The sequence below is a fragment of the Campylobacter ureolyticus ACS-301-V-Sch3b genome (genome assembly GCF_000413435.1).
Classification (GTDB): Bacteria; Campylobacterota; Campylobacteria; order Campylobacterales; family Campylobacteraceae; genus Campylobacter_B; species Campylobacter_B ureolyticus_A.
In genome coordinates, this window is the sequence record NZ_KE340326.1 from 23787 (window position 1) to 39159 (window position 15373).

Here is a 15373-nt window from a genome sequence, read left to right on the forward strand (position 1 = left end):
TTAACCTATGTTAAAAACAATTTTAATTTTTTAAGCAATTTGCCACAGCTTTTGCACAAGCAAATGCAAAATGGATATTAAATCCTCCTATCATTCCACCAACATCAAGAACTTCGCCTATAAAATAAAGATTTTTTACAAGCTTACTTTGACAATTTTCATCTATAAAATCAGTTTTTATCCCACCTTTTGTTATCTCAGCTTTGCTATATCCAAAATTTCCAGCAGGTGAAAACTCATAGTTTTGTAGTTTTTTTAAAGTTTGAAATTCTAAATTTGAGAGTTTAAAAAACTGTTTATCTTCTAAATTTGATTTTTTTAAAAACTCTTTAATAAAGCTTTTTGGCAGTGGTAAAATAGAAGTAATTTGTTTTTTTGAGTTTTTAAATTTATCAAAATCAAAATTTGGTAAAAAGTTAATACTTATTTTTCCTTTTTGCCAAAAAAGTGAAGCATTCATCATCAAAGGCCCACTAATGCCACGATGAGTAAAAAGCAAATCACCACTTAAAACTTTATTATTTTGAAGTATTTTTGCCTTAGCGCTAAAACAAACTCCACTTATTTTTTTAAACCAAAACTCATCTTTTTGAACGCTAAAACCAACTAATGCTGGATTTAAAGTAGAAATTTCATGACTAAATTTAGAAGCTATTTTATATCCTATATCGCTAACTCCTAGATTTTGACAGCTTAATCCACCACTTGCTACTATTAAATTTTTACATTCAAAATTTCCATTATTTGTATAAATTTTAAAAATATCATCATTTTTTACAACATCAAAAACTTCGGTATTTAAATAAATTTTTGGATTTGTGATTTTACTTTTTAGATGATTTAAAACACTTTTTGAACCAGTTTTGCAAAAAAATTGTGAGTTTTTTACTTTTTCAAATTTTAAAGGTTTGAAAAATTCCAAAACTTCTAAATAGTTTAAATTTGAAATGATTTGATTTATAAAGTTTTTATCACCAAGATAATATTTTAATAAATCTTTTTTAAAAGAGATATTTTCATTTGTGATATTGCATTTTCCTCCACCACTTGCAAGAAGTTTTTTACCAAGTGATGAGTTTTTTTCTAAAATAGTTATGTTGGTGGAGTTTAAAAGTGCGGCTAAAAACAGCCCGCCTACTCCACCGCCAATTATGATAGTCTTATCTGACAATTGCTGGACTTGACTCTTCTTTGGTTTCAGGATTTGTTTGAGTTCTATTTTGTTTTTTAAACTCTTCTATTGCTTGTGCTAGGCTATTAAGCATATTACAACCAGTTTCATTGCCAAGTTGGCAAGATTTTTGGTATAGATTTAAAGCAAGCTCTATATTTTGTTCAATTCCTATGCCGTTTTGAACCAAATATCCTAAATTTGAACAAGCATAGCCCTCATTATTTGCGCAAGCTAAATCATATAGTTTAATTGCTGTTGCTGGATTTTGCTCAACACCAATACCATTTTGATAAAAAATAGCTAAATTGTTGCAAGCTGTGTAGTTTTTTGCCTCGCATGAATTTGCATAAAGCTCAGCAGCTAAATTTAAATTTTTTTCAACAACAACGCCATTTTGATAAAACACTGCTAAGTTGTTACAACCTGTTGGATCTCCGTTATTGCAAGATTTTATAAAAGCATTTATTGATTTTACTAAGTCTTTTTCATCACCTTGATAAATAATGCCCGCGCGATTACAAGCAAAAGTGTTGTTTTGATCGCATGATTTATTATAATACTCTAAAGCTTTTTTTAGATTTTTATCAACTGATTCATAAAGATAACCGTTATTGTTACAAGCTAACGCAAGACCTTTATCACAACCTTTTTGATAATACTCTTTTGCTTTATTAATATCTGGTTTATTTGTCGCACCGATTTGATAAATATATCCTAAGTGATTGCAAGCAAGTGGGTTGTTAAGATTACATGATTTATCAAAAAACACAATCGAAGAGTTTAAATCATAAGTTTTATCTTCTAAGAAATGAACTCCTAAATCATAGCAACTTTTTTCTTTATTAAAAACACAATATATTTTTTTGGTCAAAACATCTTTTGAATCCGCAGAGGTAAATATCGCATAACCAAAAATGGCTAAAACCACAATAAATAAAACAATTATTATTTTTTTCAACTTAATGCCTTTAAAAATTATTATAAGCTATCATTTTATATAAAATAAGCTTAAAATTGGATATAATTTTTAAATTATTTTTAAAAGGTGAAATTTGTGAATATTATAGATAGAGTTTTAAGAATAACTTTGGGGTTTTTGATTTTGCTAATTTTTGGACTTATAAATCCAACTTGGTGGTGTTTTTTAGGCTTGATACCGCTAGTAAGTGGTGTTAGTGAACTTTGTCCGATTTATTTTTTACTTGGAAAATATAAAAAAGATGCAAAAAAGAAAAAAGCAGCTTAACTTTTTTAGCTAAATTTTAAGGCTAAATAACAAGCTCCAAAACTAAGCACTAAACTTAAACTTACATTTAAAAGACATAATCCATATTTGGCATTTTGAAGTAGGCTTATGTTTTCTACGCTAAAAGTTGAAAAAGTAGTAAGAGCTCCTAAAAATCCGGCTATTAAAAAGCTTTTTAACTCTAAATTTAATCCCATTTTTGTAAAATATCCTATTAAAAATCCACCAAGCACATTTACTATCAATGTTGCATAAGGAAAATTTAAAGGCATGAATTTAAAACAAAAAGCACTAATTAAAAATCTTAAAATAGCACCTAAAAACCCACCACATCCTACTAAAAGTAAAAGTTTAAAGCTCATTTTTACATCTCATCATAAGTTTTTTGCATAACTTCGTGCAAATTTTTATACCAGTTTTCATCTTGTGGCTTGCTTAAATCAATCATTTCAAGGCAATTTACTTTTATTTTTCCACTTCTAATTTTAACTTCTTTCACATCAAAATTATAAAGCGTATCTTTTAAAACAATTGGCTGAATTTTTAGCTTTAGTTTTTGACTTAAAACCTTTGCGCCATCTTGAAATTTAAGCATTTTTTCGCCACGCCCTCTTGTTCCTTCTGGAAAAATAGCAATAACTCTGTCATTACTTAAGCGATCTTTTACATCTTTTATAAGAGAGACAATTGAACGGCTATTTTTTCTATCTACTTCTATCATTTTTGGAGTTTTTATAATTTTACCAAAAAATGGTAAATCTCCGATTTCTTTTTTTGCCACCCAAGCTAGGTTTTTAGGATAAATTTCTTCTAAAATGATAATATCAAGCATGCTTTTATGATTTAGTAAAATCATATCTATTTTTTCATCAAATTCGCCAATTTTTTCTATTTTATAGCCAATTACAAATCTTTGAATTTTTGCCCAAATTTTACGAATTTTATAGTTTTTTTTAGGAACTATATAAAATAAAATAACAACAACTGCTATACTTAAAAAACACCAAACAGCATAAATTACACCATTTATTTTAGCCATTTTACTCCTTTATATTAAGAGCTTTTTTAACATCATTTTCGCTTATAAATTTGTTATTAAACTTCACCACAATTTCAGAATTTTTTCTATAAGCCTCTATAAATCCAACTCTGTTTTCAAGACTACTTAAATCAAAATTTTCACTATTTTTTAGATAAATATTTTTAAAATTTGCTGGATTTGTAAGGCTTATTAAAAGTAAAAACCAAATTATACAAATTATTGCAATTATAGCAGCTAAATAGTGAATGCCAAGATTTTCTAGCATGACACCACCGCCAATTCCACCTACAAATGTTCCAAAATATCCAGCTGCGTTAAACACACCTAAAACCGCTCCTTTTTGGTCTGATTTTGCAAATTTTGATGCCGCACTTTGCATAATTGGCTCGTGCATATTAAAGCCTATGAAAAATAAAATAACCCCTATTATAAAAAGTGTTTTAGAATTAGCCACAACAAAACAAACATAAGAGAATATAAAAAATGAAATCCCTAAAAGTAAAATCATTTTTGAAAGCCCTCTTTTTTCACCCATAAATCCAGCCATTCCCATAGCAATAAAGCCAAAAACCATAGATATGCTATAAACTATCCAAAGATTTTTTTCCATAAATCCAAGTTTTGTAACAAGCACAATTGGAATTACAAAAAAAGTCATTGTTAAAAGCATTTTTTGTAAAAAATTTGTTAAATTCATCAAAGCTAAATCTTTTTGAACTAATATTTCAATTATAGAAACCTTTTTTTGAAGTGAAGAAATTTTTATCTCTTCTGGCACAGTTGTATAGAGTAAAATAATACAAATGAGCGTTAGAGCTGTGCTTATGTGAAATAAAACTCCTAGCCCATATCTTGCGCTTAAATAAGGTCCTAAAACCATCGAAAATCCAAAAGCAGTGCCAATCATCATGCCCATTATCGCCATTGCTTTGCCTCTTTTTTCTTCACTTGTAAAATCACTTATCATAGCAATAGCCACAGATCCAACTGCCCCACTTCCTTGTAAAAATCTACCAAAAATCATCCAATAAATATCATTTGTAAAGCCACAAATAAGCGAACCTATGATAAAAATAACAAGCCCTAAACTCATCACATTTTTACGACCAAATTTATCAGACATAGCACCAAATGGAATTTGAAAAATCATCTGCATAAGCGCATAAATTCCTATCGCAACTCCAGCAAGCATTGTGTTTGAATTGTTTAAATTTGAAGCATAAAGTCCAAAAACTGGAAGTATTATAAAAAGTCCAAAAAACCTACTTCCAACAACAAATGATAGCGACAAAACAGTTTTTAACATATAATTTCCTTAAATTAAAAACGCCTATTTTATCATAACTCTTAAAATGAATTAAAAATTTAGATAAAATTAGAACTTATTTTTTAAAAAAGGAATAAATTTATGAAAATAATCCTAGCAACGCACAATATGGACAAAGTAAAAGAGATAAAAGATTTTTTAAAAACTTATGAAATTTATGCTTTAAATGAAATTTTAACACCTTTTGAGATAGAAGAAACTGGAAAAACTTTTAAAGAAAACGCACTTATTAAGTCAAAGGCTATTTTTAATGCATTAGATAAAAAGCAAATTAATGATTTTATTACTTTAAGTGATGATAGTGGAATTTCCTTGCCTATTTTAGGTGGAAAACCAGGAATTTACTCAGCTAGATTTTCTGGCATTAACGCAACAGATCAAAGCAATAGAACAAAACTAATAAATGAATTAAATGCTTTAAATTTAAGCAAAACACCAGCATTTTACACAGCCTGTATTGCAATATCTTCAAAATTTGGAGATTATACAACTCATGGATTCATGCATGGATTTGCCATAAATGAAGAAAGAGGAAATAACGGTTTTGGGTATGACTTTATGTTTATTCCAAATGGATTTAATAAAACTGTTGGTGAAATTGACAAAGAAACAAAACTTAAAATTTCACATAGAAGCAGGGGTTTGGAGCTTATGAAACATATCTTAAAAGTGCTTGAAAAAAGATACTAAATTTAATTTATTTTTATTAAATTTAAGAAAATAAGGCTAAAATAGTCTAAATTATTTTTGTGATAAAACTATTAAGGATTAGATGGAATTTATGGATTTTGAGTTTATAAAAGAGTTTTCGCCGATGTTTGTTAAAGCGGCTATTTTAACGATAAAACTTGCATTTTTAGGTATATCAATAAGTATAATAATTGGACTTTTTATAGCATGGATAAAAGCCCATAAATTTAAACTTTTAAGTAGAATTTGCGATATTTATATAGAAATTTCAAGAAATACTCCACTTTTGATACAGCTTTTTTTCTTATATTTTGCTCTTCCAAAGCTTGGATTAAAACTTGATGGATTTGAGTGTGCGGTTATAGGTCTTTCTTTTTTAGGTGGAAGCTATATGGCTGAGAGTTTTAGACTTGGTTTTGAAGCAGTTGAAAAGGCCCAAGTTGAAGCAGGTTTAAGCTTAGGTCTATCTAAAAATCAAGTTATTTTTTATGTCATCTTACCACAAGCATTTAGGATAAGCCTAGCTTCAATTTCTGCAAATATAATATTTTTAATAAAAGAAACTTCGGTTGTTAGCGTTGTAGCGCTTGCGGATTTAGTATATGCTGCAAAAGATATTATGGGTATTTATTATATGACAAATGAGGCTTTATTTATGCTAGTTATTTCATATTTAATAATCATTTTGCCAATTTCACTAGCTCTTACACTTTTAGAAAAAAGGTTAAGCTATGTTTGATGTCATACTAAATGAAACAAATTTTTTACGTCTTATGGCTGGACTTTGGATCACAGTTAAAATTTCACTTATTTCTATCATAATATCACTCATTGGCGGACTTATTTTGGGTGTTTTGATGAGTTCAAAAAACAAAATTATTTATATAATACTAAAAATTTGTCTTGAAATAGTCCGCATTATGCCACAACTTGTTTGGCTTTTTATAGTTTATTTTGGGCTAAGTTCGATTTTTTCCTTTTCTGCCATAACAGCTTCAATCGTAGTTTTTAGCATTTGGGGTGTTTTTGAAATGATGGATTTAGTAAGAGGTGCGGTTTTAAGCATACCAAAGCACACTTTTGAAAGTGCAGCAAGCCTAGGACTCAAAAAATTTCAAATTTATATTTATGTCATAATCCCACTAGCACTTAGACGCCTTATCCCAGGAGCTATAAACCTACTTAGCAGAATGATAAAAAGCACTTCAATAGTTGTTTTAATAGGCGTTGTAGAAGTTTTAAAAGTCTCTCAACAAATAATAGAGCTAAATTTACTTACAAATAACTATGCCCCTTTAATCGTATATGGATTTGTATTTTTCCTATATTTTGCGATTTGCTATCCAGTATCAAAGCTATCAAAAATTCTAGAAAATAGGTGGAATTAATGTTTCAAGAAAAGATTGTTGAAAGCTCAATTAAAAACTTAGATGAAAATAAGCTTTTAAAAGCCTATGAAGAGTTTAAGAAATTTCAAGATAAAAAAGATGCAATAAAAACTTTTAAAGAAGAAGTCTATCAAGATGGTTTTTTAAAAGATGTTTTTGAAAACGCTCTTGGCTATACTCTTGATACCACAAATCCTGAAAATTTTAACCTAAAAAGAGAGATGAAAAATGAAACCGACGCTAAAAAAGCAGATGGCGTAATCATCGTAAATAACGAAGTTATCGGCGTTATAGAGTTAAAAGATACAAACACAAAAGATTTAAACAAGGTTGAAAATCAAGCCTTTAACTATCACAACTCACACGCAAATTCACGTTTTATCATCATTTCAAATTTTGCTAAACTGAGATTTTATATAGATAAAAAAGTTGAATTTATAGAATTTGATCTTTTTAATTTGAACTTTAACGAGTTTAAAAAGTTTTATTTACTTCTTAGTTTTGAAAGTATCAAAAACCAAATTCCACTTATCTTAAAAGAAAAATCACTAAATTTCGAAAACGAAATTTCAAAAAAGCTTTATAAAGATTACTCAAATTTTAGACTAAATTTATTTGAAAATTTGATTATTAATAACCCACAAATCAACAAACACGAACTTCTATCTCACACTTCAAAGCTTTGCGATAGGATTATTTTTATTTTATTTGCAGAAGACAAAGCACTTTTAAAACCAAACACGATAAAAACCATCGAAGAAGACTTTAAAAACCAAAAATATACAAATTTCAGCCTTTATGAAATGTATAAATTTTACTTTAATGCTATAAATAAAGGTGATGAAAAACTTGGCATTAAGGCCTATAACGGCGGACTTTTTGCAAGCGATGAAGCACTTGATAATTTATTAATTGATGATGATGCACTAAACGCATCAAAACTAAGCCAATATGACTTTGCAAGTGAAATAAGTGTAAATATTTTAGGTCATATTTTTGAGCAAAGCCTAAATGACTTAGAAGAGATCACTGCAAACATTCACGGAGGTAGTTTTGATAAAACCAAATCCCAAAGAAAAAAAGATGGCATTTTTTACACTCCTGAGTTTATTACTAAATTTATCGTTTCTAAAACCTTAGGTGAGATTTGCAAGCCTAAAAGAGAAATTTTAGAAAACCTACCACTTCCTAAAAATCAAAAAAAACTAACTAAAAAAGAGTTAGAAAACCTAAAAATTATTTATGATTATAAAGATTTTTTACTAAATTTAAAGATTTTAGATCCAGCTTGTGGAAGTGGAGCATTTTTAAACGAAGCGATGAATTTTTTAATAAATGAGCATAAATTTTGCGATGATTTAAGGCGTGAGTTTGATGGAGATGCGCTTGGGCTGTTTGATATAGAAACTACTATTTTAGAAAACAACCTTTATGGCGTTGATATAAACCAAGCAGCCACTGAAATAGCAAAACTTTCTTTATGGCTTCGCTCAGCCCAAGTTGGTAGAAAACTTACAAATTTAAGTAACAACATAAAAACCGCAAACTCGCTTTTAGATTTTCCATTTAAAGATATTAAATTCGACGCAGTTATTGGAAATCCACCTTATGTTAGGCAAGAACGCATAAAAGACCAAAAACCTTTTTTAGAAAAAATTTATGAAATTTATAATGGCACTGCTGATTTATATGCTTATTTTTATGAACTTGGTATAAAAAATTTAAGAGAAAGTGGATATTTAGGATTTATCTGTTCTAATAAATTCTTTCGTGCAAAATATGGTGAAAATTTGCGTGAGTTTTTACTAAAAAATACAAGCTTTAAAAATATAGTTGATTTTAACGAAATTAAAATTTTTGAAGATGCCACTGTTGATAGTGCTATAACTGTTTTTAAAAAAGAAATTAATCAAAATAATGAGTTTAAATTTAGCACAAATTTAGATGAAAAACCAAACTCTATCTTACAAAGCTCACTTGATAAAAAAACTTTTTCTTTTTTAAACAATACTGAAATTTCCATAAAGTCAAAACTTGAAAAAAAAGGAACTCCTCTTAAAAATTGGGATATACAAATTTATAGAGGAATTTTAACTGGATTAAATGAAGCTTTTATAATCGATACAAAAACCCGAGATGAGTTACTAAACAGCTGCCAAAATTTAGATGAAAAAGAAAAAACATCAAATTTAATAAAGCCGATTTTAAGAGGACGAGATATAAAAAGATATAGTTTTGAATGGGCGAATTTGTGGCTGATAAACACTCACAACGGATATGATGAGTTTAGTTTTATCGATATAAATGAATATCCAACTTTAAAAAACTATCTTGATAAATTTGAACCAAAACTTTCAAAACGAACCGATAAAGGAAAAACACTTTATAATCTTAGAAATTGTGCATATTTAGGCGAATTTGAAAAAGATAAAATAGTTTGGAGTGATATTGCAACTTCATCACAATTTAGTGTTGCTAAACAAGGAATTTATTGTGGAAATAGTGCATATATAATGACTCCTTTAAATTTATATCTTTTATTGGTTTTAAATTCTAAAATTTTAGAGTGGTATATGTTTCAAATTTCAATCAGTTTGGGAAGTGGCGTAAGATATACCAAACAATTTATAGAAAGACTCCCTATTCCACAAATTCCAGCTGATAAAATGAGTGAATTTGAAAATTTGGCAAATGAACTTTTAAATTTAAATGAAAATTTAAAAACTACAAAAAATGCTTTTTTAACTGAGTTAAAACTAGACAAACTACCAAAAACTCTTGAAAATTTTGAACTTTTAGAATTTGATGAGTTTATAGATGAATTTACAAAAGCTTTAAAACTTAAATTTAAAGATAAACTCGATGAGCGAAATTTCAAAAACCAGTGGGAGAGAATTTTTATGCATGATAAAAATGAAGTTTTAAATTTACAAAGCAAAATTTCAAAACTTGATAAAAATGCTGATGATTTAGTTTATAAACTTTTTGATTTAAGCGATGATGAGATTAAATTTATAGAAAATGAAATGAGATAAAAATGGAAATTTTAAAACTTGATAATATAGATAAATACTACGGCGATAACCACGCATTAAAAGGCATTAGTTTTGGTGTAAATAAGGGCGAAGTTGTTGTTATCTTAGGACCTTCTGGATGTGGCAAAAGCACAACTTTAAGATGTATTAATGGACTTGAAGCCATACAAGGTGGCTCAATGCAAATTTTAGGCACCAAAATAGATAAAAACTTTAATTCATGGCGAGAAATTCGTCAAAAAGTGGGAATGGTATTTCAAAGTTATGAACTTTTTAATCATCTAAATGTTATGCAAAATATCATTTTAGGACCACTAAAAGTTCAAAAAAGAACCAAAGATGATGCAATGGATGAAGCAAGGTTTTGGCTTGAAAAAGTAGGACTTAAAGATAAGGAAAATGCCTATCCAAGAGAGCTTTCAGGCGGACAAAAACAAAGAATTGCAATCGTTAGAAGTCTTTGCATGAACCCTGAAATTATGCTTTTTGATGAGGTTACAGCTGCACTTGATCCTGAGATTGTTAGAGAAGTTTTAGATGTTATGCTAAATTTGGCAAAAGAGGGAAGAACTATGCTTATCGTAACACACGAAATGGCTTTTGCAAGAGCGGTAGCAGATAAAATTATCTTTATGGATAAAGGTGAAATTGTTGAAATTTCAACACCAGAGGAGTTTTTTGTAAATCCAAAAACCGATCGCGCAAAGAAATTTTTAAATATGTTTGAGTTTAAAAAATAAATGGCAAAAAAATGGTAGAAAATTTAAAAATCAACGCTTATTCTTATGTTTTATTTTTTGCCGCAGCTGAAATTTTAAGGTTTTTTAGATATCTTGGCTTATTTGAGTTTTTAGATAATTCTTACACAATACTTACAATGCAAATCTCTGGTTTTGTTTTTATGTATAAAACTCTAAAATCATTCAGCTTTTTAAAAAACAATCTTATAAGAAATTTGAAAATTCTTATTTTTCTATACATCGCCTTTTCCATTATTGCAGCGATGGTTTTTATATCAGAACAACCAAACATTTGGCTTTATGTTATTGTTATAATCTTGCCTTTTTTAGGTTTTTTTGTTTTTTATAAAATTTATGATGAAATTTCAAAAATAAGCTCTGTTTTAGACTTTAAATACTTCTCCGTTTTTTACGCCATAATATCATTAACTGCCATCTTTATGGATAAAAACTACATTTTATTTATAATCTTAAAGGCAATTTTATTTTTATATCTTATTTTTGCGTGGAATAAATTTTTTAAAACAAAACTACAAATTTAAAAGGTTGTCTTTTGGAAATTTATTAGAATTTTCACTATTTATTAGAAAATTCTCATCTATTTTAAAAATAAAAGCCTCGCTTTTATACTCTTTAAATGAAATTATTTTGTCTTTTATTTTTTGAGGTGGGAGTTTTATGGTATAGTTAAGATTTCCAGTTAAAAAAGCCTCATTTTGCATAGAAAATATATTTAAATTTTGCTTATGACTTACCTCATCGTCAAGTATAGTTTTATTAATCAATTTTCCATTTTTGTTAAAATAAATTACAAATAGTGTATTTCTATCGCCATTTTTTGACATAGTAGCAGTTATAAAACCATCTTTAAATTTAGCTAAATGGCTTGAAAATATGAAATCTTCAAATAACTTATTTTGTAATTTTGTATTTTTTAATAAATAAAGCTTATCGTTATTTGACGCCAAAATAAATAAATCACTATCTATTTTCATCGCATCTTCAAAGCTATAATTAATATTTTGCTCGCTTCTAACATTACCATCAAAGTTCATTTCAAGTAAATTTTTATAATTAAGCACTATTAAAAAACTATTTTTTGTAAGCTTTTTTAAATACGAAATTTCATTTTTTATTATGCGATTTTGTCTTGGGGAGTCTGAGTTTGCATAGTAAGTATAAACCGTCTCAAAATTATCCTTTTTTGTAACTTTCTTATCCCAAATTATTTTTCCATTTTGCGATATTTTATAAAGCCTATTTTTCTTATCAGTTGCTATCAAAAAATCATCATAACAGATAGCTTTGTCAAAATTTTCAAATTTTTTAATCTTTTTATAAGTTTTTCTATCTATTAAAAACGCCTCGTTATCTCCACCTAAAATTAAAAAATCACTCATCAAGCACCCATAAGAACGCCCATGACTTCTAAAATTAAACTGATGAATTTCTAATCCATTTTTATCTAACAAAGTAGCATAACCTTTATTTTCTTTTTCACCAACAAACAAATAATTATTATTTATTTTAGAAATTTGATATATGTAGTCAAACCCATTTTTTGAAAACTCCCTATTCCAGACTGCAGTTTTATTTTCAAATTTTTGTTTATAGATAAATTCGCTATTATTTTCATCAACAAAAGTTGTATTTTTACTAAAATCTTGCTTATTTTGAAAATTTGCTATTTTTTTTACTAAAAAAGGTGTAACAATTAAAATTAAAATTATAAAAAATATAAATTTATTTTTGAATTTTTTCATATCGTGCCTATAAAAGCATCAAAACCAGCATCTATTTTAAAAATAATTTCATCATTTAAGATAACTCCATCAACAACTCTTGCCTCTGGCATAAAATAACTTTTTATAACCAAAAAATCACTATTTAACAAATCAAGTCCTGGCACCAAAACATCATCTTTTCCATCTTTGTTTCTATTAGCCAAAATCAGTCCTCTGCTTAAATGAAAATTATAAACTCTAGCATTTGTAACATATTCATCCAAAAATAAAGGCTTTAAAGGATTGCTTAAATCATATTTATTAATACCATCAAGACTATTTTCAAACAAAGTTTTTTTATCCTGTGAAATTTTTAAAGATATTGGTGTATTTATTTTATCTTTAGCAACTGAAATTTCTTTTATTTTGTCTGGATTTTTAATATCTAAAATATGAAGCCCACAAAAATCACTCATATAAGCAGTATTTTTATCAAAAACTAAAATATCGCCTTTTTCAATAAAATTGTAACTTTGGCAAGTTTTAAACTCTCCTATTTTTTCCATACTTTTTAAATTTAAACTAAAAAGTCCATCTTTATGCTTTAAAAATGCAATATCATCAAGTAAAGTTATTTTTGAGATGAATTTTTCACTAAATTTTCCAACAATTTCATAAGTTTTTGCATTAAATTTTAAAACCCCTAAATTTGGGCTTACAAGATACAAAAATTTACCATCTTTACTTTCTTTCATGTCTGTATCTTCAACGCTATATTTTGCCTTTGGATAATAATAAATTTTTTCTATTTTTAAATTACTTAGTTTAGAGATGTCAACAACAGCAAAACCGTCTCTATCATGCCCCAAAGCAAAAAGCTTTGTTTTATCGTGTGAAATAATCATTTTACGCACTTCAAAAGGAATTTTTACACTTGATTTAAAATCTTTTCTATAAATATACTCATCGCTTCCATCAAAATTTATCTCTTTTTTCTCAACCTTAACTACCTTTTCTTGGTTCTTGTCATATTTAAAAACCATAAAAATAAGTGGAGTTATCACAATTATTAAAAAAACTAAAAAAAGAATTTTATTTTTAAAGCTTTTATTTTGATTTTTCATTTTTTAATCTTCTATTTTAAACTTTTCTTTTAGCTCGTTTTCTTTTTCTTGTTTTTGTATTTTTTCTTCAAAATTCGCTGTTAAGTCTTCAAAAGCTTTGATCTCACTTTTAAGTTTTTTTAAGCTTTCTTCTTTTGATAAATTTATTATATTTATAGCTTCTTTTATATTTTCAAATGAAGTTTTTAAAACTTCCAAATCAAGCGTTGAAGCCCCTGAAATTTGGCTTATTGTTGCACTTTGGTCTTTTATGGCGTTTGAGTTTTGTAAAATAAGTTCGTTTGTAAAATTTTTAGTTTGATTTACAACATTAATTACATTTTTTTGATTTTCCAAACAAACCGCCATAGAAACGCCTATTTCAATTGCCCTTTTAGTTACAACTTTAATGTTTGTTATATTTTCAATTAATTCTTCATTGGTATTTACTAAAATATTAGTTGAAAAAATTCCTTGCCTTGTAACCGCTAAAATTTCATAAATACTTCTTAATTTTTTACTTAAATTTAAAACTATACTTTTTTCATAAAATTCTTTTTCATCACCTTGTAAATTTGATAAATTTTGTTCTATGCATTCAAGCAGTGTTTGAAACATTATACTTTTTCTTTGAAGCGAAATAGCTACTTTTTTATAATTTTTTTTATCATTTATAAGCGTGATATTATCTTCTTTTAAGAGTTTTTGAGCATTTTCTAAATTTAAAATAATATTATCAATATTTTCTTTAATACTTTTAAATTTGTTTAGATATCTATTAATTGGCTTTGTTATAAAAGGTAAAAATGATAAAAATTTATTTTCTTTAAAATTATAATTATTAGGATTTATTTTTTCAAACTCATTATTTAAATTTAAAATTTCCCTGCTTATGGAGTTTGTTTTATTATCTTCTATTTTTTCAAAATCAAGCAAGCTTTTTGAAAGAAGCACAGATGAGCTTTCAAGCTTATTTATCTCATCATTAGTTATGATATTTAAAATTTCTTTTATCTCATCTTCACTTTTGTTTGTCAATTTTTTTAAAAGCTCAACTGTTTTATTAGAAATTTCATCTTTAAGTTTTTTACTAATTTCGTCTTTAAAAATCAAATTTTCAGTGTTAATTTCTCTGTTTTGAAGCAAAGCTACTAGGTCATTCATTTTTATTCCTTATATATTTTTTAACAAATCTATTGTATTTTTTAACTCAAATTCTAGCAAAATAACCTCTTTATCATTTAAATTTTTACTTCCAAGTTCAAAAATATATTCATCTAAAATATTTAACAAAGAATTGTTTTGCTCTTTTATTTTACTAAATTTTGATTTTAGAAATTTAGTTTTTTCTAAATTTGAAGTTGATGATATTGCTTTTTTTATCATTTTTTCTTCTTTTAAATTTTCTATATAAACGCTTAAGGTTTGATTTATAACTTTTAAAATTTTAAAAGTTAATAGGCTTTTTTTATGAAAATGTCTATTAACAAAAATTTTTATAGTTTCTATTTTTTCAAAAATATTTTTGTCTTTTTTTAACGAGTACTCATCTATAATAACATTTTTTAAAAAATCAAATTTTTCTTTTTCATACTCTAAAATATAAATTTCTTTTTTTTTATAAAAACTAAAATAAAAAGCTAAAAACCAAAAAAATAAAAAAATAGCCAAAACAAAAAATAAATCATTTAAAAAATCGTTTGATATATCAAACATAACAAAACCCAAAAAATAGCTATAAATAAGCAAAAAAATTAGTAAAAATGTATAAAAGAAAATTGGGTTTTTCCTTAGAAAATATAAAACTATATCAAACATATCACTCCTAATAAATTTTAAATGAAATTATAGCAAAAATTAGCTTTACTTTAATAATACTTTTACTAAATAAATATTATAATATG

16 protein-coding genes are annotated in these 15373 nt (G+C 26.6%); 7 read left to right on the plus strand and 9 right to left on the minus strand.

Going from position 1 to position 15373, the window contains the following annotated elements:
• Positions 1-22: 22 nt before the first annotated feature.
• Both HMPREF9309_RS00130 and HMPREF9309_RS00135 read right to left on the minus strand, forming a co-directional pair.
• The gene (locus tag HMPREF9309_RS00130; protein ID WP_016645879.1) at positions 23-1171 is read right to left on the minus strand and encodes an aminoacetone oxidase family FAD-binding enzyme; all 1149 of its coding nucleotides are present in this window, start codon (positions 1169-1171) and stop codon (positions 23-25) included.
• Positions 1161-2132, minus strand: a complete 972-nt coding sequence (locus tag HMPREF9309_RS00135) for a tetratricopeptide repeat protein (protein WP_016645880.1) — start codon at positions 2130-2132, stop codon at positions 1161-1163. The genes HMPREF9309_RS00130 and HMPREF9309_RS00135 overlap by 11 nt, the downstream gene beginning before the upstream one ends.
• Positions 2133-2228: 96 nt before the next feature.
• Here HMPREF9309_RS00135 and HMPREF9309_RS00140 point away from each other — a divergent pair, with 96 nt between their 5' ends.
• The gene (locus tag HMPREF9309_RS00140; RefSeq protein ID WP_016645881.1) at positions 2229-2420 is read left to right on the plus strand and encodes a YgaP family membrane protein; all 192 of its coding nucleotides are present in this window, start codon (positions 2229-2231) and stop codon (positions 2418-2420) included.
• 5 nt (positions 2421-2425) lie between these two features.
• Here HMPREF9309_RS00140 and crcB read toward each other — a convergent pair whose 3' ends face one another.
• The 3 genes from crcB to HMPREF9309_RS00155 are packed head-to-tail and all read right to left on the minus strand — an operon-like array spanning position 2426 to position 4768.
• Positions 2426-2782, minus strand: coding sequence for a fluoride efflux transporter CrcB (crcB, locus tag HMPREF9309_RS00145; RefSeq protein ID WP_016645882.1), 357 nt, complete (start codon positions 2780-2782; stop codon positions 2426-2428).
• Positions 2783-2784: 2 nt separating this feature from the next.
• On the minus strand, positions 2785-3459 hold the full coding sequence (locus HMPREF9309_RS00150) for a lysophospholipid acyltransferase family protein (protein WP_016645883.1): 675 nt from the start codon (positions 3457-3459) through the stop codon (positions 2785-2787).
• 1 nt (position 3460) lies between these two features.
• Positions 3461-4768 (minus strand): MFS transporter, encoded by a 1308-nt coding sequence (locus HMPREF9309_RS00155; RefSeq protein WP_016645884.1) that lies wholly within the window; start codon positions 4766-4768, stop codon positions 3461-3463.
• A 102-nt stretch (positions 4769-4870) separates the two neighbouring features.
• Here HMPREF9309_RS00155 and rdgB point away from each other — a divergent pair, with 102 nt between their 5' ends.
• The 6 genes from rdgB to HMPREF9309_RS00185 all read left to right on the plus strand — a co-directional run bounded on the left by rdgB (position 4871) and on the right by HMPREF9309_RS00185 (position 11184).
• Complete coding sequence (rdgB, locus tag HMPREF9309_RS00160; protein WP_016645885.1) at positions 4871-5479, plus strand: RdgB/HAM1 family non-canonical purine NTP pyrophosphatase; 609 nt, start codon at positions 4871-4873, stop codon at positions 5477-5479.
• A 91-nt stretch (positions 5480-5570) separates the two neighbouring features.
• Positions 5571-6218 (plus strand): amino acid ABC transporter permease, encoded by a 648-nt coding sequence (locus tag HMPREF9309_RS00165; protein WP_034907721.1) that lies wholly within the window; start codon positions 5571-5573, stop codon positions 6216-6218.
• Positions 6211-6867 carry an amino acid ABC transporter permease gene (locus HMPREF9309_RS00170; protein WP_016645887.1) on the plus strand — a complete coding sequence of 219 codons (657 nt, stop codon included), beginning with the start codon at positions 6211-6213 and terminating at the stop codon, positions 6865-6867. Before HMPREF9309_RS00165 ends, HMPREF9309_RS00170 begins: the two co-directional genes overlap by 8 nt.
• Complete coding sequence (locus HMPREF9309_RS00175; protein ID WP_016645888.1) at positions 6867-9902, plus strand: Eco57I restriction-modification methylase domain-containing protein; 3036 nt, start codon at positions 6867-6869, stop codon at positions 9900-9902. The genes HMPREF9309_RS00170 and HMPREF9309_RS00175 overlap by 1 nt, the downstream gene beginning before the upstream one ends.
• A 2-nt stretch (positions 9903-9904) precedes the next feature.
• Positions 9905-10642, plus strand: coding sequence for an amino acid ABC transporter ATP-binding protein (locus HMPREF9309_RS00180; RefSeq protein WP_016645889.1), 738 nt, complete (start codon positions 9905-9907; stop codon positions 10640-10642).
• A gap of 11 nt (positions 10643-10653) precedes the next feature.
• Positions 10654-11184, plus strand: a complete 531-nt coding sequence (locus tag HMPREF9309_RS00185) for a hypothetical protein (RefSeq protein ID WP_016645890.1) — start codon at positions 10654-10656, stop codon at positions 11182-11184.
• On the opposite strand, the gene HMPREF9309_RS00190 is transcribed toward HMPREF9309_RS00185, so the two are convergent.
• Genes HMPREF9309_RS00190 through HMPREF9309_RS00205 form a run of 4 tightly spaced genes read right to left on the minus strand, consistent with a single transcriptional unit; the run spans position 11173 to position 15287 of the window.
• Positions 11173-12405, minus strand: coding sequence for a hypothetical protein (locus HMPREF9309_RS00190; protein WP_016645891.1), 1233 nt, complete (start codon positions 12403-12405; stop codon positions 11173-11175). The genes HMPREF9309_RS00185 and HMPREF9309_RS00190 overlap by 12 nt on opposite strands.
• Positions 12402-13490, minus strand: coding sequence for an LVIVD repeat-containing protein (locus tag HMPREF9309_RS00195; RefSeq protein ID WP_016645892.1), 1089 nt, complete (start codon positions 13488-13490; stop codon positions 12402-12404). The genes HMPREF9309_RS00190 and HMPREF9309_RS00195 overlap by 4 nt, the downstream gene beginning before the upstream one ends.
• Before the next feature lie 3 nt (positions 13491-13493).
• Positions 13494-14633, minus strand: coding sequence for a toxic anion resistance protein (locus HMPREF9309_RS00200; RefSeq protein WP_016645893.1), 1140 nt, complete (start codon positions 14631-14633; stop codon positions 13494-13496).
• 9 nt (positions 14634-14642) lie between these two features.
• Complete coding sequence (locus HMPREF9309_RS00205) at positions 14643-15287, minus strand: hypothetical protein (RefSeq protein WP_016645894.1); 645 nt, start codon at positions 15285-15287, stop codon at positions 14643-14645.
• Positions 15288-15373: the final 86 nt, after the last annotated feature.

Coding starts and splice junctions, on each gene's coding strand:
- crcB (WP_016645882.1), bottom strand. CDS start 2,782: ATGAGCTTTAAACTTTTACTTTTAGTAGGATGTGGTGGGTTTTTAGGT.
- HMPREF9309_RS00150 (WP_016645883.1), bottom strand. CDS start 3,459: ATGGCTAAAATAAATGGTGTAATTTATGCTGTTTGGTGTTTTTTAAGT.
- HMPREF9309_RS00155 (WP_016645884.1), bottom strand. CDS start 4,768: ATGTTAAAAACTGTTTTGTCGCTATCATTTGTTGTTGGAAGTAGGTTT.
- rdgB (WP_016645885.1), top strand. CDS start 4,871: ATGAAAATAATCCTAGCAACGCACAATATGGACAAAGTAAAAGAGATA.
- HMPREF9309_RS00165 (WP_034907721.1), top strand. CDS start 5,571: ATGGATTTTGAGTTTATAAAAGAGTTTTCGCCGATGTTTGTTAAAGCG.
- HMPREF9309_RS00170 (WP_016645887.1), top strand. CDS start 6,211: ATGTTTGATGTCATACTAAATGAAACAAATTTTTTACGTCTTATGGCT.
- HMPREF9309_RS00175 (WP_016645888.1), top strand. CDS start 6,867: ATGTTTCAAGAAAAGATTGTTGAAAGCTCAATTAAAAACTTAGATGAA.
- HMPREF9309_RS00180 (WP_016645889.1), top strand. CDS start 9,905: ATGGAAATTTTAAAACTTGATAATATAGATAAATACTACGGCGATAAC.
- HMPREF9309_RS00185 (WP_016645890.1), top strand. CDS start 10,654: ATGGTAGAAAATTTAAAAATCAACGCTTATTCTTATGTTTTATTTTTT.
- HMPREF9309_RS00190 (WP_016645891.1), bottom strand. CDS start 12,405: ATGAAAAAATTCAAAAATAAATTTATATTTTTTATAATTTTAATTTTA.
- HMPREF9309_RS00195 (WP_016645892.1), bottom strand. CDS start 13,490: ATGAAAAATCAAAATAAAAGCTTTAAAAATAAAATTCTTTTTTTAGTT.
- HMPREF9309_RS00200 (WP_016645893.1), bottom strand. CDS start 14,633: ATGAATGACCTAGTAGCTTTGCTTCAAAACAGAGAAATTAACACTGAA.
- HMPREF9309_RS00205 (WP_016645894.1), bottom strand. CDS start 15,287: ATGTTTGATATAGTTTTATATTTTCTAAGGAAAAACCCAATTTTCTTT.